Origin of the sequence: Pseudomonas sp. B37(2017) (assembly GCF_002112885.1) — a bacterium.
GTDB lineage: Bacteria > Pseudomonadota > Gammaproteobacteria > Pseudomonadales > Pseudomonadaceae > Aquipseudomonas > Aquipseudomonas paraglycinae.
The window spans coordinates 94,317-117,512 of the sequence record NZ_NEIX01000006.1; the positions used below are offsets into that span (position 1 = coordinate 94,317).

The 23,196-nt window shown below is 54.0% G+C and carries 21 protein-coding genes; 14 read left to right on the forward strand and 7 right to left on the reverse strand.

The window, feature by feature from the left end; genetic code table 11:
* Positions 1-211: 211 nt before the first annotated feature.
* Entirely contained in the window at positions 212-1,165 is a 954-nt protein-coding gene (locus CAF90_RS16755; protein WP_085607613.1) for a reverse transcriptase domain-containing protein, read from the forward strand.
* A complete protein-coding gene (locus CAF90_RS16760) occupies positions 1,165-2,505 on the forward strand; it encodes an AAA family ATPase (protein WP_085607615.1) in 1,341 nt (446 codons plus the stop codon). The genes CAF90_RS16755 and CAF90_RS16760 overlap by 1 nt, the downstream gene beginning before the upstream one ends.
* Positions 2,506-2,591: 86 nt before the next feature.
* Here CAF90_RS16760 and CAF90_RS16765 read toward each other — a convergent pair whose 3' ends face one another.
* Entirely contained in the window at positions 2,592-3,824 is a 1,233-nt protein-coding gene (locus CAF90_RS16765; RefSeq protein ID WP_085607617.1) for a M20/M25/M40 family metallo-hydrolase, read from the reverse strand.
* A gap of 84 nt (positions 3,825-3,908) precedes the next feature.
* Positions 3,909-4,982, reverse strand: coding sequence for a diguanylate cyclase (locus CAF90_RS16770; protein WP_085607619.1), 1,074 nt, complete (start codon positions 4,980-4,982; stop codon positions 3,909-3,911).
* 190 nt (positions 4,983-5,172) lie between these two features.
* Between CAF90_RS16770 and CAF90_RS16775 the strand changes: the two genes are divergently transcribed.
* From CAF90_RS16775 to CAF90_RS16810, 8 genes are all read left to right on the forward strand, one after another.
* On the forward strand, positions 5,173-6,627 hold the full coding sequence (locus CAF90_RS16775) for an NAD(P)/FAD-dependent oxidoreductase (RefSeq protein ID WP_085607621.1): 1,455 nt from the start codon (positions 5,173-5,175) through the stop codon (positions 6,625-6,627).
* 16 nt (positions 6,628-6,643) lie between these two features.
* Positions 6,644-7,582, forward strand: coding sequence for an alpha/beta fold hydrolase (locus CAF90_RS16780; RefSeq protein WP_007956226.1), 939 nt, complete (start codon positions 6,644-6,646; stop codon positions 7,580-7,582).
* A 111-nt stretch (positions 7,583-7,693) separates the two neighbouring features.
* Positions 7,694-9,079, forward strand: coding sequence for a VOC family protein (locus tag CAF90_RS16785; protein WP_085607624.1), 1,386 nt, complete (start codon positions 7,694-7,696; stop codon positions 9,077-9,079).
* A 314-nt stretch (positions 9,080-9,393) separates the two neighbouring features.
* Positions 9,394-9,909 carry an Hcp family type VI secretion system effector gene (locus CAF90_RS16790; protein WP_003226246.1) on the forward strand — a complete coding sequence of 172 codons (516 nt, stop codon included), beginning with the start codon at positions 9,394-9,396 and terminating at the stop codon, positions 9,907-9,909.
* Between the two features lie 130 nt (positions 9,910-10,039).
* Positions 10,040-12,082: a type VI secretion system tip protein TssI/VgrG gene (tssI, locus tag CAF90_RS16795; protein ID WP_085607626.1), complete on the forward strand. Its 2,043-nt coding sequence runs from the start codon at positions 10,040-10,042 to the stop codon at positions 12,080-12,082.
* Complete coding sequence (locus CAF90_RS16800; RefSeq protein WP_085607628.1) at positions 12,072-12,809, forward strand: DUF4123 domain-containing protein; 738 nt, start codon at positions 12,072-12,074, stop codon at positions 12,807-12,809. The genes tssI and CAF90_RS16800 overlap by 11 nt, the downstream gene beginning before the upstream one ends.
* A complete protein-coding gene (locus CAF90_RS16805) occupies positions 12,810-17,504 on the forward strand; it encodes an RHS repeat-associated core domain-containing protein (protein ID WP_085607630.1) in 4,695 nt (1,564 codons plus the stop codon).
* Positions 17,501-17,875, forward strand: a complete 375-nt coding sequence (locus CAF90_RS16810) for a hypothetical protein (protein WP_074687771.1) — start codon at positions 17,501-17,503, stop codon at positions 17,873-17,875. The genes CAF90_RS16805 and CAF90_RS16810 overlap by 4 nt, the downstream gene beginning before the upstream one ends.
* Positions 17,876-17,886: 11 nt before the next feature.
* Here the strand turns inward: CAF90_RS16810 and CAF90_RS16815 are convergent, their stop codons facing one another.
* Entirely contained in the window at positions 17,887-18,432 is a 546-nt protein-coding gene (locus CAF90_RS16815; RefSeq protein ID WP_085607632.1) for an RNA 2'-phosphotransferase, read from the reverse strand.
* A 184-nt stretch (positions 18,433-18,616) separates the two neighbouring features.
* Here CAF90_RS16815 and CAF90_RS16820 point away from each other — a divergent pair, with 184 nt between their 5' ends.
* The 3 genes from CAF90_RS16820 to CAF90_RS16830 all read left to right on the forward strand — a co-directional run bounded on the left by CAF90_RS16820 (position 18,617) and on the right by CAF90_RS16830 (position 19,764).
* Complete coding sequence (locus CAF90_RS16820) at positions 18,617-18,907, forward strand: hypothetical protein (protein WP_085607634.1); 291 nt, start codon at positions 18,617-18,619, stop codon at positions 18,905-18,907.
* Positions 18,908-19,023: 116 nt separating this feature from the next.
* On the forward strand, positions 19,024-19,416 hold the full coding sequence (locus tag CAF90_RS16825) for a hypothetical protein (RefSeq protein ID WP_085607636.1): 393 nt from the start codon (positions 19,024-19,026) through the stop codon (positions 19,414-19,416).
* 42 nt (positions 19,417-19,458) lie between these two features.
* Positions 19,459-19,764 carry a hypothetical protein gene (locus CAF90_RS16830; RefSeq protein WP_085607638.1) on the forward strand — a complete coding sequence of 102 codons (306 nt, stop codon included), beginning with the start codon at positions 19,459-19,461 and terminating at the stop codon, positions 19,762-19,764.
* Positions 19,765-19,821: 57 nt separating this feature from the next.
* Here the strand turns inward: CAF90_RS16830 and CAF90_RS16835 are convergent, their stop codons facing one another.
* Positions 19,822-20,640 carry a VanW family protein gene (locus tag CAF90_RS16835; RefSeq protein ID WP_085607640.1) on the reverse strand — a complete coding sequence of 273 codons (819 nt, stop codon included), beginning with the start codon at positions 20,638-20,640 and terminating at the stop codon, positions 19,822-19,824.
* Positions 20,641-20,884: 244 nt separating this feature from the next.
* Between CAF90_RS16835 and CAF90_RS16840 the strand changes: the two genes are divergently transcribed.
* On the forward strand, positions 20,885-21,703 hold the full coding sequence (locus tag CAF90_RS16840) for a glycosyltransferase family 2 protein (protein ID WP_085607642.1): 819 nt from the start codon (positions 20,885-20,887) through the stop codon (positions 21,701-21,703).
* Positions 21,704-22,031: 328 nt separating this feature from the next.
* Here the strand turns inward: CAF90_RS16840 and CAF90_RS16845 are convergent, their stop codons facing one another.
* The 3 genes from CAF90_RS16845 to CAF90_RS16855 form a co-directional block, all read right to left on the reverse strand.
* A complete protein-coding gene (locus CAF90_RS16845) occupies positions 22,032-22,616 on the reverse strand; it encodes a hypothetical protein (RefSeq protein WP_085607644.1) in 585 nt (194 codons plus the stop codon).
* An 83-nt stretch (positions 22,617-22,699) separates the two neighbouring features.
* Complete coding sequence (locus tag CAF90_RS16850; RefSeq protein WP_007956200.1) at positions 22,700-22,879, reverse strand: hypothetical protein; 180 nt, start codon at positions 22,877-22,879, stop codon at positions 22,700-22,702.
* 11 nt (positions 22,880-22,890) lie between these two features.
* Positions 22,891-23,133, reverse strand: coding sequence for a hypothetical protein (locus CAF90_RS16855; RefSeq protein ID WP_007956199.1), 243 nt, complete (start codon positions 23,131-23,133; stop codon positions 22,891-22,893).
* Positions 23,134-23,196 lie beyond the last annotated feature (63 nt).

The window sequence follows — 23,196 nt, forward strand, 5'->3', positions numbered from 1 at the left end:
TACTTCTTTTGATCGATTACAGCTACAGATCGATTCTTTTCATCCGTACCTGATCCGAAATTTCCTACCCATCACGTCCTTAGGAAACATTTTTCCTACGTCAGGAACTCCTTCTTCTCTTTTTTTAGAAACGATTGTTTCACACGATACTTTGCGGCATATTTTGTCGAAGTCGTATTCTCGCTGCGGCAGTCTTCCCAAGGCGTAAAAAATGAACAAAAGACCTCTAAAAGAGCTGTTAGTCGCAATGCATCAGGGGAAATTCGAATTTCCTGAGTTAGACACAGGCGAGATAACCAGTCTTTACGAAACAAAAAAATACAATGATCGAGAAGTACACGTACCAAACAAAAAACTAAGAACCTTTCACTCCTTCATAAAACTGATACTTCTTGATCATCTAGATACAAATGAAGACGTTGTTTTTTCATACAGAAAAGGGGTAAATGCCGTAGATGCAGTATCTAAGCATTCCCGTAGCAAATATTTCTTTCAGACCGACATAAAAAACTTCTTCAACAGCATTGACGAAGACATGGTAAAAGAAACAATTCTCAAAAATATCGAACAATGTCCAATATCTGATATTCAAGATCACATTGAAAAAATAGTAAAAACCTTGACAGTCAACAACTCAGTACCTGTGGGTTTCTCAACCTCACCAACTCTCAGCAATGCATGCCTTATTACTTTCGACAACACTCTTCAAGAATACTGCAAAAACAACTCATTAGTTTTTTCTAGATACTCTGACGACATAATCATTTCCTCCATGGAAAAAAGCTCAATATTTGAGGCTGAAAAATACATATCGCAAAAGTTATCCGAAATTACAAAAAACAAACTCTCGATCAATGATGCAAAAAGCAAACACACTCAGACAGGGAACAAAATCAAGCTACTAGGAATGGTAATCCTTCCAAACGGAAAAGTATCCATAGACATAAAATTCAAAAAAGATACAGAAATCAAACTTCACTATTACCTCACCAACAAAGAGACATTCAAAAAAATCGTAGGATCAGACTTCGATGGCGCTATAGAAAAAATATCGGGACATCTTAACTACTACAACACAGTCGACCCCAGCTATCTCGACAAGTTAAGAAAGAAATACGGCACAACTACCGTGGATATGTTCCTTCATAAGTCGGACAAACTATAATGCTACTATCAGTCGAGCTAAAAAACATACAGCATGTTAAGAGTTTGACTTTTGGCGTTGACTTGAGTGAAAACAAGCTCACATGCATTGTAGGAAAGAACGGAATAGGAAAAACAACGCTCATCAAAGCAATCCTTAATTTCCGATCTGCGGACACCTTCTCCAAGACCACCTCATCAGGCATATTCAAAGCCGATAGCGAGGTAACATACAGGTTCGGCACTAACGAATTTCAGTTCACTTTCGACACATCGATCAACAGCCTTAACTGTAAATCAGCCATCCCTGAAGAAATAAAAAAAACTATCGATGTCGAGCTGCCAATGCCGTGTGGCCAACGATTCAACCATTTCCAAAGTATCAGCACTGCGGACAAGGACATACGAACAGCGATCATATTAGGAAGGTTTACGTACCCTCACGAACTCATTGAGTTTCTAAGCGACATCTATTCCAGTGACAAATTCAAAAATCTTGTTGAAATAAAAATAAAAAACACGAAATATTACTGCATACCACTTGAGGGTGACAGATATGTTAGAGAAGACCACCTAAGCTCAGGTGAATTCTTCCTGATCAGTTTGTACAGAAAAATCACCAACCACTGTAAGCTAATCGTAATTGATGAGATAGATATTTCGCTAGATGCGGCGACCCAAGCCCATTTAATACGGCGACTCCGCGCATTCTGCGAAACATACAAAGTAAATATTGTATGTACTACCCATTCACTCGCCCTAATGAGAACATTAAAAAACAAAGAGCTTTTCTACATGACAAACATTCATGGTGAAGGCGATATCACACCCGCCTCCTACAACTATATTAAAAGCATAATGTTTGGATTTATTGGCTGGGACAAATACATCCTGACAGAAGATGAGATGCTAAAAAATTTTCTCATCTTCATGATTTCAAAGTACTGCCCAGCTAATTTTTCCCAGTACAAAATCGTACCAATTGGAGGGGGATCAAATGTAATAAAACTACTATTGCTCAACGCAAAAGAACATTTTCTTTCCAGTCCAGAAAACGTAATCTCAATCCTGGACGGGGATCAAAAAATATACAAACACATCAAAAACTGCCCTAACACTTACTTCTTACCCTTCGATAGCGTTGAGAAGAAAATTTTCGAAGACCATAAAATCTCTGAGTTTCTACCGGACTTTAAATGTGCTGATCATATCACCACAGACAAGCACTTCTACAAAGCTATCACAGAAAACAAGTTTATTAACGACCTTGCTATATTTGAGTACCTGTGTAACACATCGGAAGAAAACATAATTCTTCTAAGCAAAGAAATTGCTTGCTTCCTATCTCAAAAACCTGACTAACATGAACACTTTATGATTCGGCTTATTACAAACAAAGCAAGCAGCCTACGTTCACGACGACTGCTTAACTCTGATATATCAAACTACTATTTCGCCAACTCCATAATCATCCGCGACAACAGATAAATCCGCGGTGCCACACTCTCCACCTCCGCGTATTCCTCCGGCGTATGAATGTTGCCGCCAACAATCCCGAACCCATCCAGCGTCGGCGTCCCAACCCCGGCCGACAAACTCGCATCCGCCGCCCCACCGCTGCCTTCTTCGGTCAACTTGCGGCCAATCTCACCGTAAATCCCCTGGGCCATCGCCATCAAACGATCCGACTCCGCCGTCTGCGGCATCGGCGGCAAGCCGCGCTGCAATGAAGTTTTCACCTCGGTGTCAGGAATCAACTTGTCCTGCGACACCCGCGCCAGATCCTTCTCGATCCGGTCGAACTCTTCCGGCACTGCCGCCCGCACGTCAGCCTTGGCCGTGGCCTGATCCGGGATCACGTTGGTGCGGTCGCCGGCCTTGAGCACGGTGAAGTTGATGGTGGTTTTCTTGGCCTCGTCGCCGAGCTTGCCCAGTTGCAGGATCTGGTGCGCCGCCTCCATCGCCGCGTTGCGCCCCAGTTCCGGTGCGACGCCGGCGTGGGCCGCCTTGCCCTTGACCTCGACCAGCGCGGTCGCGCTGCCCTTGCGCCACACCACCAGACCATCGGCCGGGCGGCCCGGTTCGAGGTTGAGGGTAACGTCATGAAGCTTGGCGGTTTTCTTGATCAGGTCGGTGGCGACGTCCGAGCCGGTTTCCTCGCTGGCATCGAGCAGGAAGGTGATTTGCGCGTAGTCCTTGAAATCGAGGTTCTTGAGGATTTTCAGCGCGTAGATGCTGGCGACGATCCCGCCCTTGTCGTCCATCACGCCCGGCCCGTAGGCGCGGCCGTCCTTGATGTGGAACGGTCGCTCGGCGGCGGAGCCTTCCTTGAACACCGTGTCCATGTGTGCCATCAGCAGGATTTTCGCCTTGCCGGTGCCTTTGAGCGTAGCGAGTACGTGGTTGGTTTTTTCCGGGGTGTTGGGCACCAGCTCGATGGTGGCGCCGAGCTTTTTCAGCTCATCGATGGCGATGTCGCTGACTTGCTTGAGCCCCGGCTCATAGCCGGAACCGGAGTCGATATTGACCAGGCGTTCGAGCAGCTTCAGGGCTTCGGGTTTGTACTGTTCTGCGTAGGCCAGCACCTGTTTGTGCGGTTCGGCGAACGCGCCAGCGGTGGCGAAAGACAGGGTCAGGCCGAGACCGGCGGCCAGCAGGGAACGAGGGAATTTGAACGTCATGAATCAATCCTTGTTTCGTGTCGGGTACTGAACCGTACCTGACATCGCGCCAAGGCTCTATCCCGGATGCGACACCCAATCCGTTCAAACCGAATCGAATACCTCGCGCCGTGGCTTGTCGTCGCTGCAGCAGATCACCCGGTTACGCCCGCCGGCCTTGGCTTCGTACAGCGCCTGATCGGCGTCATCCAGCCAGCGTGTCGCGTCGCCGTGAGCCGGATCGAGCGCCGCCAGACCAATGCTCAGGCTGACTTTCAGCGCCGGGTTCTGTTCGTACACCAGAAAGGAAAAACGCTCACGCAACGCTTCCATCGCCTGCGCCGCGTTGAACAGCGGCAAGTCCGGCAGGATCACGCAAAACTCGTCGCCGCCGTAGCGCCCCGCCACATCGGCCATACGCAGGTTCTGCTTGAGCATCTTGCTCAGCTGGCGCAGGACGATATCGCCGGCCACGTGGCCGTAGGTGTCGTTGATTGCCTTGAAGTGGTCGATGTCGATCAGCGCAATCGCCGCGCCTGTCTGCTGGCGTTTGCAGCGTTCGAATTCGACTTCCAGTTGATCCTTCCAGGCGCCGTGATTGAGCAGACCGGTGAGGCTGTCGGTGCGGCTCAGGGCCAGCAATTCGCGTTTATGCAGGCCGAGGGTGTAGGCCTGGCGAAAGCAGATCCAGCCCAGCGCCAGCGGATACAGCATCAACAACGGCAGACAGGCATAGAGTTGCGCCGGTGTGGTCATCGGGACAAACGCGGGGGCAAACACCACCAGTCCAACGCCGACGCCGAGCAACTGCGCCGCCGCCCCGGCCAGCAGAAAACGCAGGCCGCCGATGGCGACGTTGTTCATCGCCATCATCGAAATGGTCGTGGCGCTGGGCAAGGGATTGAAGTGCATGGCGGCGACCCAGAAGCCACCGAGGAAGGCGTCGATCAACAGGTTGCGGTGTTCGGCGTGGTACGGAACCTTCGCCCGGCGGGCCCATTGATACGCGAGGTGCGGCCAGACCAGACCGTTAAACAGCATCAGCGCCCAGACCCAGGCCGGCGGGTCGAGCGGATACATCGCGACGCTCACGCACAAAAGCCCCAAGACCAAGCCGAGGGTTCGCGATGTATAAAGCCTCCTGGCCAGTGAAAGTCCCTTTCCTCCCGTTCTTCCCATAGGGGCCTCGACCACTCAACGGCACTGCGCAGGCCGCAGACCGGATGTGCTGAGAGTCTATCAGGGCGACGTTAAATAGCCATCACCGGCCAGCGGGCCGAATACCCCGTCATTACCGCCATACGGCAGGCAAATGTTTGGCTATACATGAAAGTAGGAAAATGGAAAAAAGACTCTAAGAAGGAGGCCCATGCAAACCTACCAAGTGTTGATCATCGGCAGCGGTTTTGGCGGCCAGTGCGCGGCGGTCAATCTGCTCAAGGCCGGTATCGACGACTTTCGCTTGCTGGAACGCCGGGACTTTTTCGGCGGCACCTGGTGCCAGAACACCTACCCCGGTGCAGCGGTGGATGTACCGTCGCCGCTGTATTCCCTGTCCTTTGCGCCTTACCGCTGGACCCAGATGTTCGCCGAACAGGCTGAACTGCACCGCTACACCGACCATGTGGTCGAACGCTTCGGCCTGCGTGATCGGGTGGAACTGCAGGCCAACGTCGAACGCGTCGAATGGGACGACACCGAAAAACGCTGGGCCGTACACACCGGCACCAAAGGTATTTTTTATGCGCAGTTCCTGATCAATGCCACCGGGCCACTGAGCCAACCGGTTATCCCACACTTCCCCGGCCAGGATCGCTTTCAGGGCAAGACCTTTCATACAAACAATTGGGACCACAGCTACGACTATCACAGTAAACGGGTGGCGATTGTCGGCAGCGGTGCCAGTGCGGCCCAGGTGATTCCGGCGATTGCACCGAAGGTCGCCCGATTGCACGTGTTTCAGCGCACCGCGCACTGGGTGCTGCCCCGGGCCGACCGTACGTTCGGTCGGTTCCAGCGCTGGCTGCTGGGTCTGAAACCCGCCTACAAACTGCTGCGCTGGATGATCTACTGGCAATTCGAAACCCGGGTCATCGCCTTCAAATACTCGAAACCGGCGATTCACATGGTGCAGAGCCAGGCCCTGAAGTTTCTCAAACGCCAGGTGACTGACCCTGAGTTGCGGAAAAAACTGACACCGGACTTCACCATCGGCTGCAAACGGGTGCTGCTCTCCAGCACCTATTACCCGGCGCTGACCCTGCCCAACGTCACGCTGCACAGCCGCGAACAGGGAATCGCCAGCCTCGACGAAACCGGCATCGTCACCACAGACGGCCGGCACATCGACGTCGATCTGATCGTCTGGTCGACCGGTTACGACGCCACCGACGGCGTGATTTCCTACCCGGTCAGCGGAAAAAACGCCGTACAACTGCGCGACATCTGGGCGCAATACCCGCGCGCCTACCTCGGCACCAGCCTGCCGGACTTTCCCAACCTGTTTATCGTCACCGGGCCGAACACCGGCATCGGCCACACCTCGGCGCTGTTCATCATCGAATCGCAGATGAACTACATCCTCGACTGCATCCGCACCTTGCAGGCCAAAGGTCTGCGCAGCATCGAAGTTCGCCCCGAAGCAGAACGTACCTACACTCAGATGATTCACCGGGAGATGGAACGCACGGTCTGGAAAACCGGCGGCTGCCACAGTTGGTATCAAAGCAGGAGCGGTCACGTGATCGCGATGTTCCCCGGCTTCAGTTTCAGCTACCACCGGTTGACCCGGACGCTGAAACCGGCTGACCACATTCTGTCTTGAACAAGGAAGACCCACGATGCTTTTGCTGTTTGTCGCCCTCGCGGTTTTCGTGGCCTGGAGCTGGTTGAGTTACCCGGCGGTCGGCCATTGGCTCTACGATCTGAGCGCGGCCCTGGAGGCCAGGCTGTACCGGTTGCACAAGATTGAAGTTCCGATTGCCGAAATGACCGTGTCGACCTGGCAAGGCGGGCCTTATGAAGCGTCAAGCAGCATTTTGATGCTGCACGGCTACAGTGCCGAAAAGAACTTGTGGCTACGCTTTGCCCGGCATTTTGTCGGGCAGTATCGGGTGATCATCCCGGACCTGGCCGGCCACGGCGAGACCGGCTTCAAGGCCGGCGGTGGCTACGACATTCCGGTGCAGGCCAAGCGCATGATTCAGTTGCTCGACGTCTGCGGCGTCGAGAAGGTCCATGTGATCGGCAACTCCATGGGCGGTTACATCGCCGCGTGGCTGGCGGCGACCTACCCGGACCGCATCGCTTCGGTGGCGCTGATCGACCCGGCCGGCGTCACTGCGCCCGAAGCCAGCGACATGGAGCGCCACCTGGCCCGCGGGCACAATCCGTTTCTGATCAACTCCCGGGAAGAATTCCGACGCTTCTATGCGATGACCATGGCCTCACCACCGTGGGTACCCGGTCTGGTGCTCGACGCGATCGCCCAGCGATACGAGCAATGTCGCGATGAACTGGAAGAGATCTTCCGGGATTTTCGCGCCAGCCCGCCGATGGAGCCGAAACTGCCGGACATCAAATGCCCGGCGCTGTTGCTCTGGGGCCGCAAGGACCGGTTGATCGACGTCAGCAGCGTGCCGGTCTGGAGCAAAGGCATCAGCAATTTGCGAGTCGATGTCTGGGACGGCGTCGGCCATATGCCGATGGTCGAGCAACCGTCGAATACGGCACGTCTGTATCGGGAATTTCTGGGGGAGAATTCGCGTCAGGACAGGTAAACGGTCAGTCGTTGGCAGAATGAAGTTCGTAGGATTCTTCGTTTGCCCGCGTCGGCGAAGGCTGCGATCTTTTCCGACATCCTTTACGTGACCGTGCCAGGAATTTTTTTCATGACCGTGCAGCCTTTCGTCAGCCCCGACCTGATCCGCCAACGCTTCTCCAAAGCGATGTCCGACATGTACCGCGAAGAAGTGCCGCTGTACGGCGCGTTGATGGAACTGGTGGAACAGACCAACCGCGACGTGCTGGCACGCGAACCGCAGATCGCCAGTCAACTGCACAGCACCGGCGAAATCGAACGGCTGGACATGGAGCGCCACGGCGCAATCCGCGTCGGCACCGCCGCTGAACTGGCCACCCTCGCCCGCCTGTTCGCGGTGATGGGCATGCAACCGGTAGGCTATTACGACCTGACACCTGCCGGGGTGCCGGTGCATTCCACGGCATTTCGCGCGGTGCATGAAGAGGCGCTGCAGGTCAGCCCGTTCCGGGTGTTCACTTCGTTGCTGCGACTGGAATTGATTGAAGACCCCGAGCTGCGAGCCTTTGCTCAATCAGTGCTGGATAAGCGTTCGATCTTTACGCCTTCGGCGCTAAGGCTGATCGAACAGGCAGAAGCCGCTGGCGGCCTGAATGAATCCGAGGCCGGGGAATTTGTCCTGCAAGCGCTGGAGACTTTTCGCTGGCACCACAGCGCCACCGTCACCGCTGCGCAATACCAGACCCTCAGCGCTCAGCATCGCTTGATCGCCGATGTCGTGGCCTTCAAGGGTCCGCATATCAACCACCTGACCCCGCGCACGCTGGACATCGACATCGTCCAGGCGCAGATGCCGCAGCACGGCATCACGCCCAAGGCGGTGATCGAAGGCCCACCGCGTCGGCAGCACCCGATCCTGTTGCGTCAGACCAGTTTCAAGGCGCTGGACGAGCCGATCGCCTTCACCGACCAGACGCAAACCCGAGGCAGCCACAGCGCACGCTTCGGTGAAATCGAACAACGCGGCGCGGCGCTGACACCCAAAGGCCGCGCGCTGTACGACCGCCTGCTGAACGCGGCGCGCGATGAACTCGGCGATTTCTCCAACGAAGCCAATGCCTCACGCTACAACGCGCTGATGACCCAGCATTTCAGCGAATTCCCTGACAGCCTCGAGGGCATGCGCGAGCAGGAACTGGCGTACTTCCGTTATTTCCTGACAGACAAAGGGCTGGCGGCGGGTCATCCCGCTGATGTTTCGCTGCAGGCATTGTTGCGCGACGGCTATGTGAAAGCCGAACCGCTGGTGTACGAAGACTTCCTGCCGGTGAGTGCAGCGGGGATTTTTCAGTCGAACCTGGGAGACGCAGCGCAGACGCACTATGGCGAGCATTCCAACCGACAGGCGTTCGAGCTGGCGTTGGGGCGTTCGACCATTGATGAGTTGGGGTTGTATGCCGAAACCCAGCAACGCTCGATCGAGGAATGCCTCGCTTCAATCGCCCGCTCCGCGTGAAAAGCGGCGATTGGCCATACTGCGCAAGAAGTTGCGCACTTGCTCCCTGAAAACGCTCACCGATTCCGCTGGAGGCCATGTGTTTCAAGGCCTCCAGCCAAGTGCGCAAGAAGTTGCGCAGTACTGCGCAACTTCTTGCGCACTTCCAGCCACGTCGCTGTTTAAAAAACGCTCAAAACCGCGAAGCAGAGCGGCGAAGTCCCCAGCTCCCGGGTATGTGCCAAAAGCTGGCACGCTCCTTGATAACAGTCAGGCACCCACCGGGCGATTTCGCCTCCCGGGCACCCTAACTTTATCCGCAAGGAGCACCTCCCATGGCAACACCAGCGTACATGTCGGTTACCGGCGAAAAACAAGGCCTGATCACTGCCGGCGCCTTCACCGCCGACTCCGTTGGCAACACCTACCAGGAAGGTCACGAAGACCAGGTCATGGTTCAGGCGTTCAGCCACGACGTGATCATCCCGCGTGACCCGCAATCCGGTCAGCCAACCGGTCAGCGCGTTCACAAGCCAGTGATCATCACCAAGGTCTACGACAAGGCTTCGCCACTGCTGCAAGCTGCTCTGACCTCCGGCGAGCGCATGAGCGAAATCGTTATCCAGTGGTACCGCACTTCGGCTCAAGGTACCCAAGAGCACTACTACACCACCAAACTGGAAGACGCGATCATCGTCGCCATCAACAACAAAATGCACAACTGCCAGGATCCAGGCAACTCGCACTTCACCCACCTGGAAGAAGTGCAGTTCACCTACCGCAAAATCACCTGGACCCACGAAGTCTCCGGTACTTCGGGTTCCGATGACTGGCGTGCTCCAGTCGTTTAATTACGGCTGATCGTTTCAAGCATCGGCCAGCTCTGCTGGTCGATGTTGTTTACGCCCCTCCAGAATTTCGCGTGCGTTGAACCGCCTGGCGGTCGTCGACACACGCCGCATGCAGCACGAGGAACAAGGGATGTTCGCGCCGGCCAATGAAACCCACTTTGCCCTGACCATCGAAGGTCTTTCCGCCGATTTCCAGGTGTTTACCCTTACCGGTCGGGAAGCCGTCAGCCAGCCTTTCGTATTCGAGGTGGAGCTGGTCAGTGAGCAGCCGTCGCTGGACCTCGAAACCCTGCTGCACAAACCGGCCTTCCTGCAACTGTCGCCCGACGGCAGCGGCATCCACGCCCTGATCTACCGCGCCGCGCAAGGCGATTCCGGCAAGCGCCTGACGCGCTACTCCGTGACCCTGCGCCCGCAACTCGCGTACCTCGCCCACCGGATCAACCAGCGGATCTTCCAGAACCTCAGCGTGCCGAAAATCATCGGCAAGGTGCTCGAAGAACACGGCATCCAGGGCAACGCCTATGAGTTTCAGACCGGTTCGATCTACCCCGATCGCATCTACTGCGTGCAGTACGACGAATCGGACCTGCATTTCATCCAGCGCCTGTGCGAAGAAGAAGGCATTCACTACCACTTCCAGCACACCGCGACGGCGCACAAACTGGTGTTCGGCGATGACCAGACGGTGTTTAAGAAACTGGCGCCGGTGGCCTATCAGCAGGACTCCGGCATGGTCGCCAGCGACCCGGTGATCAAGCGCTTCGACCTTCGCCTGGAAACCCGCACCAGCCGCACCACCCGCCGCGATTACGACTTCGAAAAACCGCGGATCACCCTCGAAAGCGAAAACCGTGGCGACGCCCTGCCCGACCTCGAGGACTACGATTACCCGGGCCGTTTCGTCGACCGCGAACGCGGCAAACACCTGGCCAAACGCGCCCTCGAACGTCATCGCAGCGACTTCCAGCTCGCCGAAGGCAAGAGCGACCAGCCGTTGCTGGTCAGCGGCCATTTCCTCGCGCTGAAAGAACACCCGAAGGCCAAGTGGAATGACCTGTGGCTGCTCACCGAAGTCCATCACGAAGGCAAGCAGCCGCAAGTGCTGGAAGAGTCGGTCACCAGTGACACCACCGCGCTCAAAGACGATTTCCATCAGGGTTACCGCAACCGCTTCCAGGCCACCCCGTGGGACGTGCCGAACCGCCCGCCCCTCAATCATCCAAAGCCGCGCATCCTCGGCAGCCAGAGCGCCGTGGTCACCGGCCCGAAAGGTGAAGAAATCCACTGCGACGAATACGGCCGCGTGAAAGTCCAGTTCTACTGGGACCGCGACGGCCTCGCCGACGACAAGACCAGTTGCTGGCTGCGCGTCTCCAGCGCCTGGGCCGGCGCCCAGTACGGCGGCATCGCCATCCCGCGCATCGGCATGGAAGTGCTGGTCACCTTCCTCGAAGGCGACCCCGACCAGCCGCTGATCAGCGGCTGCCTGTACCACAAGGAAAACACCGTCCCCTACGCCCTGCCGGCGAACAAGACGCGCACCACCTTCAAGACCCTGAGCTCGATGGGTGGCGGCGGCTTCAACGAACTGCGCATCGAAGACAAGAAAGGCCAGGAACAGATCTTCCTCCACGCCCAGCGCGACTGGGACGAGAACATCGAACACGACCAGAAAATCCGCGTAGGCAACGAACGCCACGACGTTGTGGAAAAGAACAGCTACACGGAATTCAAGGCCGAAGAACACCACACCGTTTACGCAGACCGCAAAGTCGAAGCACGCGCCAACGACCACCTGACCGTGGGCGTGAACCAGCACATCAAGATCGGCACCGGGCAATTCATCGACGCCGGCCAGGAAATTCACCTGAGCAGTGGCATGAAGGTGGTGCTGGAGGCTGGGGCTGAACTGACGCTGGTCGGCGGTGGCAGCTTCATAAAGATCGATGGCGGCGGCGTGACCATGAGCGGGCCGGCGATCAACATCAACTCAGGCGGCGGACCGGGCAGCGGCACTGGTGCTGCGCCATTGATGCCGGGCGTGCTGAAACAGGCGGATGCCGACAAGGCTGGCGCCGTACTGACGCCGGCGCAAATCAACACCCTCAAACGTAATGCGCCGTTCTGCGAAGAGTGTGAAAAATGCAAGGCAGGTGCCTGTGCCATCTAATCGACTGACACCCAAAGACTGGCTGGGGCAACAGCCGCTGCAGAAAGACGAGCGGCTGTATCTGGTCATCAGCGCCGCCAGCGATGCCGAAGCGCTCAAAGCCCTGTATCAGAGCGAACCGTCCGTACAGGCCATTCCCGTCTGGGGCGGAACGCCCTACTCCACCTGGCAACCGGTGATGCCTTACGTCGCCGAACTCAAGGCCAACTCGGCCTTCCTGCCCTGGATCACCGAAACCGACGCCCTCGACTGGGGCTGGCTGGCGGTCTCCCGCTCGGACCCCAACGAAGTTTTCGAACATCTGCGCAGTTTGACCCAAGTGAAGATGCCGGACGGGACCGAAGTGTTTTTCCGGTTTTGGGATGGGCGGCATATCTATCCGATTCTTGAGGGGTTGGGTGAGACGGCGGGGGAAGTGTTGCCGGTTTTTGAGCGGTATCTGATTAATGGGCGAAGCCTGGAAGTCGGGCCGAGGGTGGTGCCGAAGGCGAAGGATTGGCCGTGGTGGGAGGTGCCGAAGAAGTTGCTGGATCAGTTGGCGAAAGAGGATCACACGACCCTGATCGGCAACTTGATGCAATGGCTCGAAGAAGCACGCCCGGACCTCTACAGCGCGTGGCCCGAGAACAACCTGAAACTGAAAATCACCCGTTTCGTGCGTCGCCCGGATGCTCCGGACAACCTTAAAGAAGCACTGTTAAACCACCTGATTCTGGAGCAAGGCTAAATGATCGCGAAGGAACGCATTGCTTTCATTGACAAACAACTCAACACCTTCAAAGACAGCTTGACGCTTTATCAGGAGCAAACAAAAACCTGGTATGCACAACTTGCTGACAAAGGCAGCCGAACTGCAGACTTGCCTTCACTGTTGGGCATGGAACGCATCATAAAGGTCGGAAGTACCAGCAAATCGGTGAGCATGACCGACGGCGACTTCACGTCGAACGTGGCTCGGTGCCCGCTGAAAGGCCCCCTGCTGATCGAAAGCAAATTCGAATCGGTTTATGACATTCCACTGGGCAATATCGACGTTGAAATCATTGCTGTGGAAGGTGGGGCAATCAGCAAGGTCAAGCTCGACGCCCAAGGTAAGGCAAGCTGGACTGGCGGCATTCCCGGCAAGTTTTACAAAATCCGCGTTCACAACGAAGTGACGCCTGGCCAGATCGATACATTGTTCAATTCCTACAAAGGAATCACGGCTGATCTGGAAGGCTTCCTGCGCAAAGAATGGGCCGGGTTCAAACCGCAATGGTCGAATTTGTCCGCATCCGGCATGGCTATGGCTGTTGGCAGCGGGATTCTTGAGGGTGGCTGGGAAGCCATCAAAGGGGTGTGGGATGGCATCAGCCTAGTGCTCGACATCCTTCAGGATCCGGGAAAGTTTGCCAAAGATTTGGGAGCGGGCACCCAAAAGTTGATTGATCTGGCCAAACAATCTCCAGACGTCATGAAAAAGGCGATGTTACTGGCCAGCGACGAAGCTGCATTGTTCTTGATGGTACGCAGTGCCGTGATCTGGTTGGCAGGTTTACCACCAACGAAACTGGCAGGTGAATCAGCAAAGATGACAACTGCGGTGGTGGTCGGCATCGCCATCGACATCGTGATTGGTATCGTGCTGACCATTGCTGCCGAAGGTACGGGCGTAATCTATCTCGCCGCCCGCCTGAAAAAATACGGCCAAATCATCATCAAGGCTGTCACTGGTTTTGTGGAGTCGGTATTCAAGATCATCAAAGGATTCATGGAATACGTCGCCAAATACACCGCCGTTGCGGCGCGTGGGGTGACGGCAAAGGTGAGAAACGGCATCTCGGAATTGCGTTTTGACGGTAAGCGAGTGACAACCGTCGAAGCACCAAAAGCCCATCACGACGCGCCTGCACAATCCAAGACGCCTGACGAAAAAAGTGCAACTTGCGCTAAAAACACATGCACGAATGGTTGCCCGGTTTCGATGGTGACCGGCGAAGAACTGCTGACACTGACTGATGGGGAACTGGATGGTACTTTGCCTTTTTCCTGGACTCGTCTTTATCGCACTAGCGCAGCAGAAATCGATTGCGGCCTTGGCTATGGCTGGAGTCATGCGCTGGCACAACGGGTTGACGTCAACAATGATGAAGTAGTCTGGACTGACCACGAAAATCGAGTTATCACATTCCCGCTGCCGAGCCTGCAACGTCCAGCAATAACAAACAGCCTTTCTGAAGCCGCAATTTTTATTGGTGATGATCCCTCTGAGCTCATCCTTGCTCAGGCTGGCGAACGCTCCCAGTTTTATCATTTCCGCTACAACCGTACCGGCGCAACACTGATTGCTGTCAGCGACGCGTATGGCAACAGGCTGCATATCACTCGCGATATCCATGGCCGCATCAAGCGAGTCGATAACGGCGCAGGTCGTGCGTTGCTTCTGAGGTATGACCGCAAACACATCGTAGCCATCGAATATCAGCAATTCATCCCAGCAGACACTCTGGAAGATGCATGGAGCACAATCCAGACCATAGTTGCTTATAGCTACGACTCAGAACATCGACTGATCGCGGCAAAAAACGCAGCAGGTGAAACGGAGCACTACGCATACAACGCTCAGAACGTAATCCTAGAACGGCGCCTGGCTGGTGGTGCCATCTTTTACTGGGAATGGGAGAAGGAAGGTAAATCTGCCAGGTGCATCCATCACTGGGCTAACTTTTCGCAAATGGACACGCACTACGCTTGGGATGATAAAGGTAGTGTCACTGTCACCAATGCGGACGGCAGTGAAGAGGTCTACACCCACGATGACAAAGCACGACTGGTCGCCAAAGTTGACCCTGACGGTGCTGAAAATCTCAAAGCCTATGATGACAAGGGTCGTTTGGTCGCAGAGCAAGATCCTTTAGGTGCAATTACTGAATTCCATTACAACGAAACCGGGCGACTGATTGCGGTTATTCCACCAGAAGACGAACCCACCGGCTATGAGTACAGCCGTGGATTCGTGAGCAAGGTCAGTCGCGGAAAAGCCACTTGGAAGTACCAACGCAACAACCAGGGCGATGTAACGCAGCAGACTGATCCAGATGGCAACACGACCCACTACAGCTACGACAACCGGGGACGACTGCTGGAAATCAGTTACGCCGACGGTGGCCGTCATCAATTGGGCTGGAACAACCTTGGCCAATTGTTGGAGGAGCGCCTCCCCGACGGCGGTAAGCGTAAATATCGCTACGACGCACTCGGCCGGCAAATCACGCGCCAAGATGAGTCCGGCCAGATTACCCAGTATCAGTGGGATGCCGCTAACCGTCTCTCGCAAATCACCCTGCCAGGCGGAGCCACTCGCGCTTACACCTACAACCCATATGGGCGCGTGACTGCCGAACGCGACGAACTCGGCCGCGTCACCCGTTACGAATATGCCGACAACCTGCACCTTGTCAGCCGTCGCATCAATCCTGACGGCAGCCAGCTGCGCTATCGCTACGACAACTCGCGCCTGCTGCTGACCGAAATCGAAAACGAACGCGGCGAGCATTACCACCTCGATTACTTCCCGAATGGCCTGATCCAGCAAGAAACCGGCTTCGACGGTCGTCGCACTGCATACGAATACGACCTAAATGGCCAGTTGCTGAAGAAAACCGAATTCGGCGATGACGGCAGCGAGTTGGTGACTGAATACCAACGCGATGCCGCAGGCAGGCTTCTGGTGAAAACTCTTCCCGATGGCGAAGAAATTCACTACAGCTACGACGCCCTCGGCCGCCTGGTCAACGTCGACGACGGACACTGGCCGCTCGCCTACGAATACGACCTGCAAGATCGCCTCGTCACCGAACACCAAGGCTGGGGCACCTTGCGCTATGAGTACGACAGCGTCGGCCAGCTCAAGCACTGTCGCTTGCCCGATGGCAGCAAACTCGATTACCGCCATCAACCCGGCGGCCTGCTCAGCGGCATCGATCTCAACGGCTCGCGCCTGACGTCTCACCAGTTCAGCGGTGGTCGCGAACAGCAGCGCCAGCAGGGCCTGCTGCTCAGCCAGTATCAATATGACGAACAGGGCCGCTTGCAGGCTCACAGTGTCAGCCAACGCGACAAAAACCTGCTCCAGCGCCGCTACAACTACGACGCAAACGGCAACCTCGCCGGTATCGACGACAGCCGCAAAGGTAGCCGCAGCTACCACTACGACCCGCTTGATCGCTTGATCAGCGTTCGTGGCTCGACACCGGAAAGCTTTGCTCATGATCCGGCCGGTAACCTGCTCGGCCAGAACAACGAAGGCACAGCCAACCTCGCCAACGTCAAAGGCAACCGTCTGCTGATGCAGGGCGACCGCCACTACGACTACGACGCCTTTGGCAACCTGATTCGCGAACGCCGTGGCGCTGGCCAGAAACTCGTCACTGAATACCGCTACGACTCCCAGCATCGACTGATCGGCGCGAGCCTGCCGGGTGGCAGCACCGCGTCCTACAAGTACGACGCTTTCGGTCGTCGCATCGAGAAAACTGTCGATGGCCATACCACCGAATTCTTGTGGCAAGGCGAACGTCTGATTGCCGAAAGCGGTGACAATCGTTATCGCACTTATATCTACGAACCCGGCAGCTTCCGCCCGCTGGCAATGCTCGACGGCGAAGGCCCGCGCAAGGCAACGCCGTTCTACTACCAGCTCGACCATCTCGGCACACCGCAGGAGCTCACCGACTACAGTGGCGAGATCATGTGGTCCGCGAAGTACCGCGCCTACGGCAACCTCGCGGCGCTGGACGTCAGTGAAATCGATAACCCGTTGCGCTTCCAGGGTCAGTACTTCGATGCGGAGACAGGCCTACACTACAACCGTCATCGCTACTACAATCCAGAGTCTGGACGTTTTCTGACCCCTGACCCGATCAAGCTTGCGGGTGGGTTGAACAGCTATCAGTATGTGCCCAACCCTACCGGATGGGTCGATCCATTAGGTCTGAGCTGCACACCTGGCGCTTGTCCAAAAGTTCAATCCATAGACCCTAATGAGATACGCTTCTCCCAAAATAGCGTTTCCTATAACAAAGTGGATAGAGGAACCGGTGCAAACTTCAACTATGATGATCTTGTCAGCTCGATGAAGAAAAATGGATGGCAGGGCGATCCTATTGATGTAGTCCGCATGCCAGATGGAAAGCTTACCAGCATGGATAACACCCGTGTTAGAGCTGCACGAGAGGCAGGTATAAAAGTTGAGGCGAGAGAGTGGAAGCCAAACGATCCACTATCAGAAAGTAACAGAGAGCGATTTGAGGTAAACGATGTGATGCCCGACACGTGGGGTGAGGCATTGCAACTTAGAATTCAAAAACAAAAGCCGAAAAGATTTGGCAATGAAAACCCACATGGCTCTGACGACTTGCCAAAACTAACAGGAAAAAAATGAAGATCTTTCTCGATATTGAACAAATAGAAAACTATAACTTCCCAAGCGAATTTATAGAATTCGCAACCATGGAGCCTAAACCAGACATTGAGCCTTGGTGGCTATTAGTATACAAAGAAGGAAAAATAAACAATTGGCACAACACACTAAAAAAACTTTACCCAAAACGCACTCTAGTGCCTTTCGCAAAATTCAGCGCGAATGATGACATTGCTTGTTTTGAGGGCGAAGATTTATCTGGAAATCCAAAAGTTTTAATAATACACGCCTATGCTTCGGAAGGATGGGAGCTTCATGGAGAATATCCTGATTTTTGCACTTGGCTAAAAACAGCCATTGAGACCCATGCAGAATGGAACGAAGAAAATTGAAAAAATAACTATTAAATTTTATCTAAATACTCAGGGGGCACTGAGGATATCAACCAAACATTATTCTCTGCCCTAAAAAAAACGAACCCATCAAGAAACATTTCATGACTTTTCACGCGTAGAACAACGGATGACCCATACCGCTGACCAACGTCAAAAGCTAAGTCCTTATTTTCAGTCAAGTGCACGTAATGCCTAGCCCCAGCTTGCAACCCTTCTTTAAAAATTGAGTCAACAAAGCGATAGGCAGTACCATGATATAAATAACAAGGAGGCTGAACGACAGGGTAATCACGAGTTACCAATTTTGACGAATGCCCTTGTACAGCACGAACATACACCCCATCCTCTGAGATCTCAAATCGTCGCTTATCGCTTCCCAACACTACCCTCTTCACAACCTCATCATCCGCCACCACCCCTAACTTTTGCATCCCTATCAGAAGACTGTCGAGCCTTGCCCAACCCTCTGAATCTAAATGCAGCCCAACAGATTCAGGTTTATGACGCAGCAGAAAACTCATGGTTTTACTTAGACGATCAACTTCACCAGTCATAACAATTTCCTAATAGCAAAGAGCACGAATAACAACCATACAAAAATATATAACAATTAAAACATGAAAACAAATCACCAATTAAAGGCTACAAATTTATTTTCCGCCAAAGAAAACAAATCCAACCTTTCTCACCAGCCAATTTTTCATGACAAAAATAATCGTCTGACTTTCGGAAAGATCAATGTTAGAAAACAATAAAACAATAGAAATCAATGGAGAGGACGCCCTTGAGGTTCTAGAGGAAATTGAATTTATCTTGATTTCGCTGCACAAAATGGGAAGCTACTATTGCGACAAGCCTGTCAACGATTATCAAAAAGCGACTACCGATTTTATTGACAACGAGAAGGTGACTCAAAGACTTGCGAAGGTGAGAAAAATCATCTCTACAAAATTTGATTCAACCCTCGGAGAGGATGACATGGACGATATTGAGCGTCATATGGAAGGAATCCAATTTTGGAAGCCTTAGACAACCTTTCTCTGCTATTCCAATAATTCGGGATTAACTCTAAAAACCATTTGGCATTTTTTTAGATTTTCCAATCAAAGAAAAACCTCATCAAAAACCCTCCGACTAATAATCTCATGAAAACCACTATATCGCGCATAGTTAAAATCCACACAGAAAAGACCCTTGTTGAATTCTCCACCCTTTATGGAGAAGGTCTTTCAAGCTTATTCACTCTAGAGGCAAGAGAAAACCGTCCCTATGACGTCGAAATAAATATTGATGATGATTTTTATTGGGGTAAAAACATCTTCACCTCAATGAGCAACACACCCTCAATTCGCCACGAAGCCGAAATAACCTATATAACAGCAGAGCTAATTTCTATTACCGAAGATGGATGCGGTTCGCTGAGACTTGGCAATTCCATCATCTTCATCTCACTAAAAAACGACAATAAAGATCTTATATTTCCGAGTTTTGTTGAGATCTTAGCTATTCAAATCACCCTTTACCCAACTAACATCTGAGCAGTGCTCAACCCCCCCTCAAATACCTCTGGATATAACTAAATGAACACAAGCAAAATCATCACCCTCGGAGGCAAAATAACTCTCGATGACATTTCCCAGCTTGATCAAACAATCGACATTTCTCTCGAAATAGAAAACTTGAAGGAAGACCTTTTTCAAGCGACTTTCCCATGCGGCCAAATACTCGATATCGGATGGTATCCAGAATTCAGCACATACGGTTCCTTTGTAATCTCTCTAATCCGCAATCAAGACTGGCAAAATCCTACTCATTGTGAAAAAGCCAAAAACTGGGCAGAGCTGAAAATCGCGCTAGAGAACATATTAAAAAACCTGGAAAGCTAGAATCGACAAACGCTTCCGATATATGGAGTAAACCAACTGTCCGAGACAACATGACCGCTATCCCCCCTCAATCATCCCCTCCAAAACCTCATACTTAACCACCACCCGATTCCCATACAACCGCTCCCTCTCCATCAACGCTCCCACCTGCCCCTTCTCCCTCACCTCCCGCCAAATCTCATTCTCCCGATACACCCGCTCCCCCTCCCGCACAAACCGGTGCCCCACTTCAAACACGTGATACCGATACGCCCGCTCCCGATCGCACAACAACTCCCCCTCCAACTGCGTCTCCCCCACCTTCAACTTCAGCTGAAAGCTGCGATCCGTCGGGTTGTGCAGTACCAGGTCGATGTAGTTGTAGAAGATCGCCGCGCCGGAGCCGAATGGCAGGACGCGGCCGTCGTCCGGGAAGGGGTCGAAGCTGTGGTTGGCGCGTTCGATGACGACCAGGGGTGAGTGAATGGCCATCCAGTGGATGAGGTTGCTGAGTTGGCAGATGCCGCCGCCGATGCCGGTGCGGGCTTCGCCGAATGAGAGTTCCATGCCTTCGACATAGCCGCGTTGGCGGCTCGGGCGGCCGACGAGGCGGCAGAAGGAGAAATATTCGCCGGGGGCGATGGTGACGCCATCGATGGCGGCGACGGCGAGTTTGAGGTTGATGACTTTGTTGTGTTGCAGCGCGAGGTCGGAGTCGCCGAGTTTGCGGATCAGTTTTGAGGTGTGTTTGAGGTAGCGGTAAGGCAAGCGCTCGGACGTCGCGGCAGGCCGCGCGTAGCGCTTGCTCGAGCAGTGCCAGGCGATGTGGCGGAACAGTCTTTTTTGCCACACGCGCAGCCAGTAAAGGGCCGGGTGGTAGAGGGAAAGTGGTTTCATCCGTGGCGAACGGCGCGGGCCGTTGTCTTCCTTGAGCTTTAAAGGGCGGCGCATCTTACCGTGGAACCGCGCTTGATCGCCAAGCGCCTCGGCGGTGTCGCAAGCCGTAACAAGTCGCACGGCCCGGGCGCTTAGAAATTAAGCTTGAACTAAGGTTGCGTCCCTACCATCCGGGCCACAAAGCAGCGGTTCTGTGTGCTGATTGCCGTCAGCAGAACCCTTCAACTTGAAGTGAGCCCGGACCATGAGTGCGATCGATTCCACCTCTAAACAACTGCCCGCCTTCAGTCTTGTATTGGTCAATTACAAGACGCCGGAAATAACCCGGATGTGCCTGGAGTTTCTCCAGCAGTACGTCAAGGAGCATCAAGTTCCGGTGTGGGTGGTGGACAACGATTCCGCCGATGAAAGCCTTATCTACTTGCGGTCTCTGGACTGGATCAACTTGATCGAGCGCCCTTCACCCGGCAAGGAAGCGGGGCATATCGCTCATGGCAAGGCACTTGATCTGGCACTTGCGAAAGTTGAAACCGATTACCTGTTTTTGCTGCACACCGACACTTTCGTTTTTGACAGTACTGTCTTTTCGATGATGATGAATGAGTGCATGCAATCTTTGGATACAGCGGCGGTAGGTTGCGTCGAGCAATTGGATCGCGGCGTGCTTAGAGACACCTGGCGTTTGTCTTCGCGTTACTTCAAACACTATTTCCGCCGGGCAAAACAGCAATTGGGATTGCCGTCCAGAGATCCAAAACCCTACCGGGAAACTCACCTGAAAAGCTTCTGCACCTTGTGGAATGCACGGCTGATCAAGGTTCACGGGCTGCATTTTTCGATGGACGACCGGGTCCCGGGATACACGCTGCAGGATCGTTTAAGCAGCCTTGGCTACGGCATCAAATGTCTCCCGCCGCGGACGATCTTCCGCTACCTCGATCACATCCAGGCCGGCACCGTGGCAGCTATCGGTGGATACGGCACACAGCACCGCCGCACCACCATGTATCAGGAAACGCTCAAGCGCCTGCAGTTACAACAAGGCATGCGACCTGCAAAATAGTAAGACAATAAAAAAGGGCGACTTCAAAGTCGCCCTTTTTGCATCTGAATTCTTTGGCCTCCACTCCGAGGAGGTGTTCGCCCAGTGTAATGGCCTGGCAATCCATGCACCGGTAAAGAGCCCTGACACTGGGCGAACGCGAAGGATTTTAATGGAAATTGGCGGATATGTCGTCCTGCTTCAACATGAAATTTATGTACTGAAAAGTTAAAGAAAATATTCGTCGATATTTCCCGACAAACTTTCTGACATCACCACCTCGAATACTTCATATGACTGTTCTCATACAATTACTTGTACAAGAACAGTCATTATGTAGAGTCAATACTCAACTTTCATGCTGACTGGTCACTTTTAATACATCGGTGTAAGTGACTACGACGCTCTGTCCGACTTTCAGGTTTTTCAGTTTGGCCTGAATCTCGGGCTTTTCGACGTTGAGGGTTTTCGACTGGCCCGACGGGTTTTCCAGGGTGACCTGGTTTTTCGCCAAATCAATTTTGGTGATTTTCAGTTGTACCTGAACCTGGCGAAAGGCCTCGCCACCGGGGTTGCTGCTGCCCACGGCGTTGCGCAGTTCACCGGTGCGCTCGGTGGAGCCAGGCAGACCTTTATCCACGTCGGTGTCCAGATAAGCGGCGACCGAACGTGTCACCTCGATCTGGACCAGATCCCCCACCTTGAGATTTCCGAGGTTTTTCGCCTTGTCGCTGAGCTGAATGTGCACCTGGCGACCTTCCGCGCCTTCCAGAACCACTTGATGATTGGCCGGGTCAACCGCCAGCACTTTGGTGGTGACCCGGTCGGCCTCGACAGCGGCCGAAAGCGGTATATCGGCGGCCACCGCCGAAAAGCTGGCAGTAGAAAGGACAGTGGCAAGTGCAATGGCGTGCGTCAGTGCTTGGAGCTTCATAAGCGGTACTTTCCCTGTGATGGATGGCAACACCCGGCGCCAACGTGGTCAGCGACGGATGTGCCAGTGAGCATAGACGCGCTTCAGGGTTTGTTCCGCGATCGTTGCGCAGTGTCCTGCGCCGTGGACTCGCCACTGGGGGTGCCTTTACCGGAGCTCTGCCGCTGTTTGGGATCGGTGGGGCGCAGCGCGTCGTTGTCGCGCTCGGTTTCACCCGGCGGACGAGGCTCGTCGGGGTGCTCGTTATCAGGGACAGTGTTCATTCCAGGCCTCCTCAGGCTTCCGGATCATCGAGTTCCCGCGCAACGTTCACAGCAGGTGAGTCCTTGTGCAGGTCATCGGCTTTGGCTCTGAGGATCTGCCACTGCTCAAGATCGATTGCACCTTGACCAAGCAAATCGTCAGCAATGCGCTGCAGATCGAAGTAATGGGCATCCGGGGATTGTTGCCAGTACGTCTGATCGTCAAACATTTGCTGCCAAGTCGTCAGGTCTGGAGATTTCAGTTCCTCGCTCATGGATCGGATCCTCGGCCATGTTCCTCGGTAGAGGTGGCATCCCAGACAGAGTTCCAATCGATT

Bases quoted from the DNA above. Each gene is read 5' to 3' on its own strand.
- CAF90_RS16755 (WP_085607613.1), top strand. From the start codon at position 212: ATGAACAAAAGACCTCTAAAAGAGCTGTTAGTCGCAATGCATCAGGGG.
- CAF90_RS16760 (WP_085607615.1), top strand. From the start codon at position 1,165: ATGCTACTATCAGTCGAGCTAAAAAACATACAGCATGTTAAGAGTTTG.
- CAF90_RS16765 (WP_085607617.1), bottom strand. From the start codon at position 3,824: ATGACGTTCAAATTCCCTCGTTCCCTGCTGGCCGCCGGTCTCGGCCTG.
- CAF90_RS16770 (WP_085607619.1), bottom strand. From the start codon at position 4,982: ATGGGAAGAACGGGAGGAAAGGGACTTTCACTGGCCAGGAGGCTTTAT.
- CAF90_RS16775 (WP_085607621.1), top strand. From the start codon at position 5,173: ATGCAAACCTACCAAGTGTTGATCATCGGCAGCGGTTTTGGCGGCCAG.
- CAF90_RS16780 (WP_007956226.1), top strand. From the start codon at position 6,644: ATGCTTTTGCTGTTTGTCGCCCTCGCGGTTTTCGTGGCCTGGAGCTGG.
- CAF90_RS16785 (WP_085607624.1), top strand. From the start codon at position 7,694: ATGACCGTGCAGCCTTTCGTCAGCCCCGACCTGATCCGCCAACGCTTC.
- CAF90_RS16790 (WP_003226246.1), top strand. From the start codon at position 9,394: ATGGCAACACCAGCGTACATGTCGGTTACCGGCGAAAAACAAGGCCTG.
- tssI (WP_085607626.1), top strand. From the start codon at position 10,040: ATGTTCGCGCCGGCCAATGAAACCCACTTTGCCCTGACCATCGAAGGT.
- CAF90_RS16805 (WP_085607630.1), top strand. From the start codon at position 12,810: ATGATCGCGAAGGAACGCATTGCTTTCATTGACAAACAACTCAACACC.
- CAF90_RS16810 (WP_074687771.1), top strand. From the start codon at position 17,501: ATGAAGATCTTTCTCGATATTGAACAAATAGAAAACTATAACTTCCCA.
- CAF90_RS16815 (WP_085607632.1), bottom strand. From the start codon at position 18,432: ATGACTGGTGAAGTTGATCGTCTAAGTAAAACCATGAGTTTTCTGCTG.
- CAF90_RS16820 (WP_085607634.1), top strand. From the start codon at position 18,617: ATGTTAGAAAACAATAAAACAATAGAAATCAATGGAGAGGACGCCCTT.
- CAF90_RS16825 (WP_085607636.1), top strand. From the start codon at position 19,024: ATGAAAACCACTATATCGCGCATAGTTAAAATCCACACAGAAAAGACC.
- CAF90_RS16830 (WP_085607638.1), top strand. From the start codon at position 19,459: ATGAACACAAGCAAAATCATCACCCTCGGAGGCAAAATAACTCTCGAT.
- CAF90_RS16835 (WP_085607640.1), bottom strand. From the start codon at position 20,640: ATGAAACCACTTTCCCTCTACCACCCGGCCCTTTACTGGCTGCGCGTG.
- CAF90_RS16840 (WP_085607642.1), top strand. From the start codon at position 20,885: ATGAGTGCGATCGATTCCACCTCTAAACAACTGCCCGCCTTCAGTCTT.
- CAF90_RS16845 (WP_085607644.1), bottom strand. From the start codon at position 22,616: ATGAAGCTCCAAGCACTGACGCACGCCATTGCACTTGCCACTGTCCTT.
- CAF90_RS16850 (WP_007956200.1), bottom strand. From the start codon at position 22,879: ATGAACACTGTCCCTGATAACGAGCACCCCGACGAGCCTCGTCCGCCG.
- CAF90_RS16855 (WP_007956199.1), bottom strand. From the start codon at position 23,133: ATGAGCGAGGAACTGAAATCTCCAGACCTGACGACTTGGCAGCAAATG.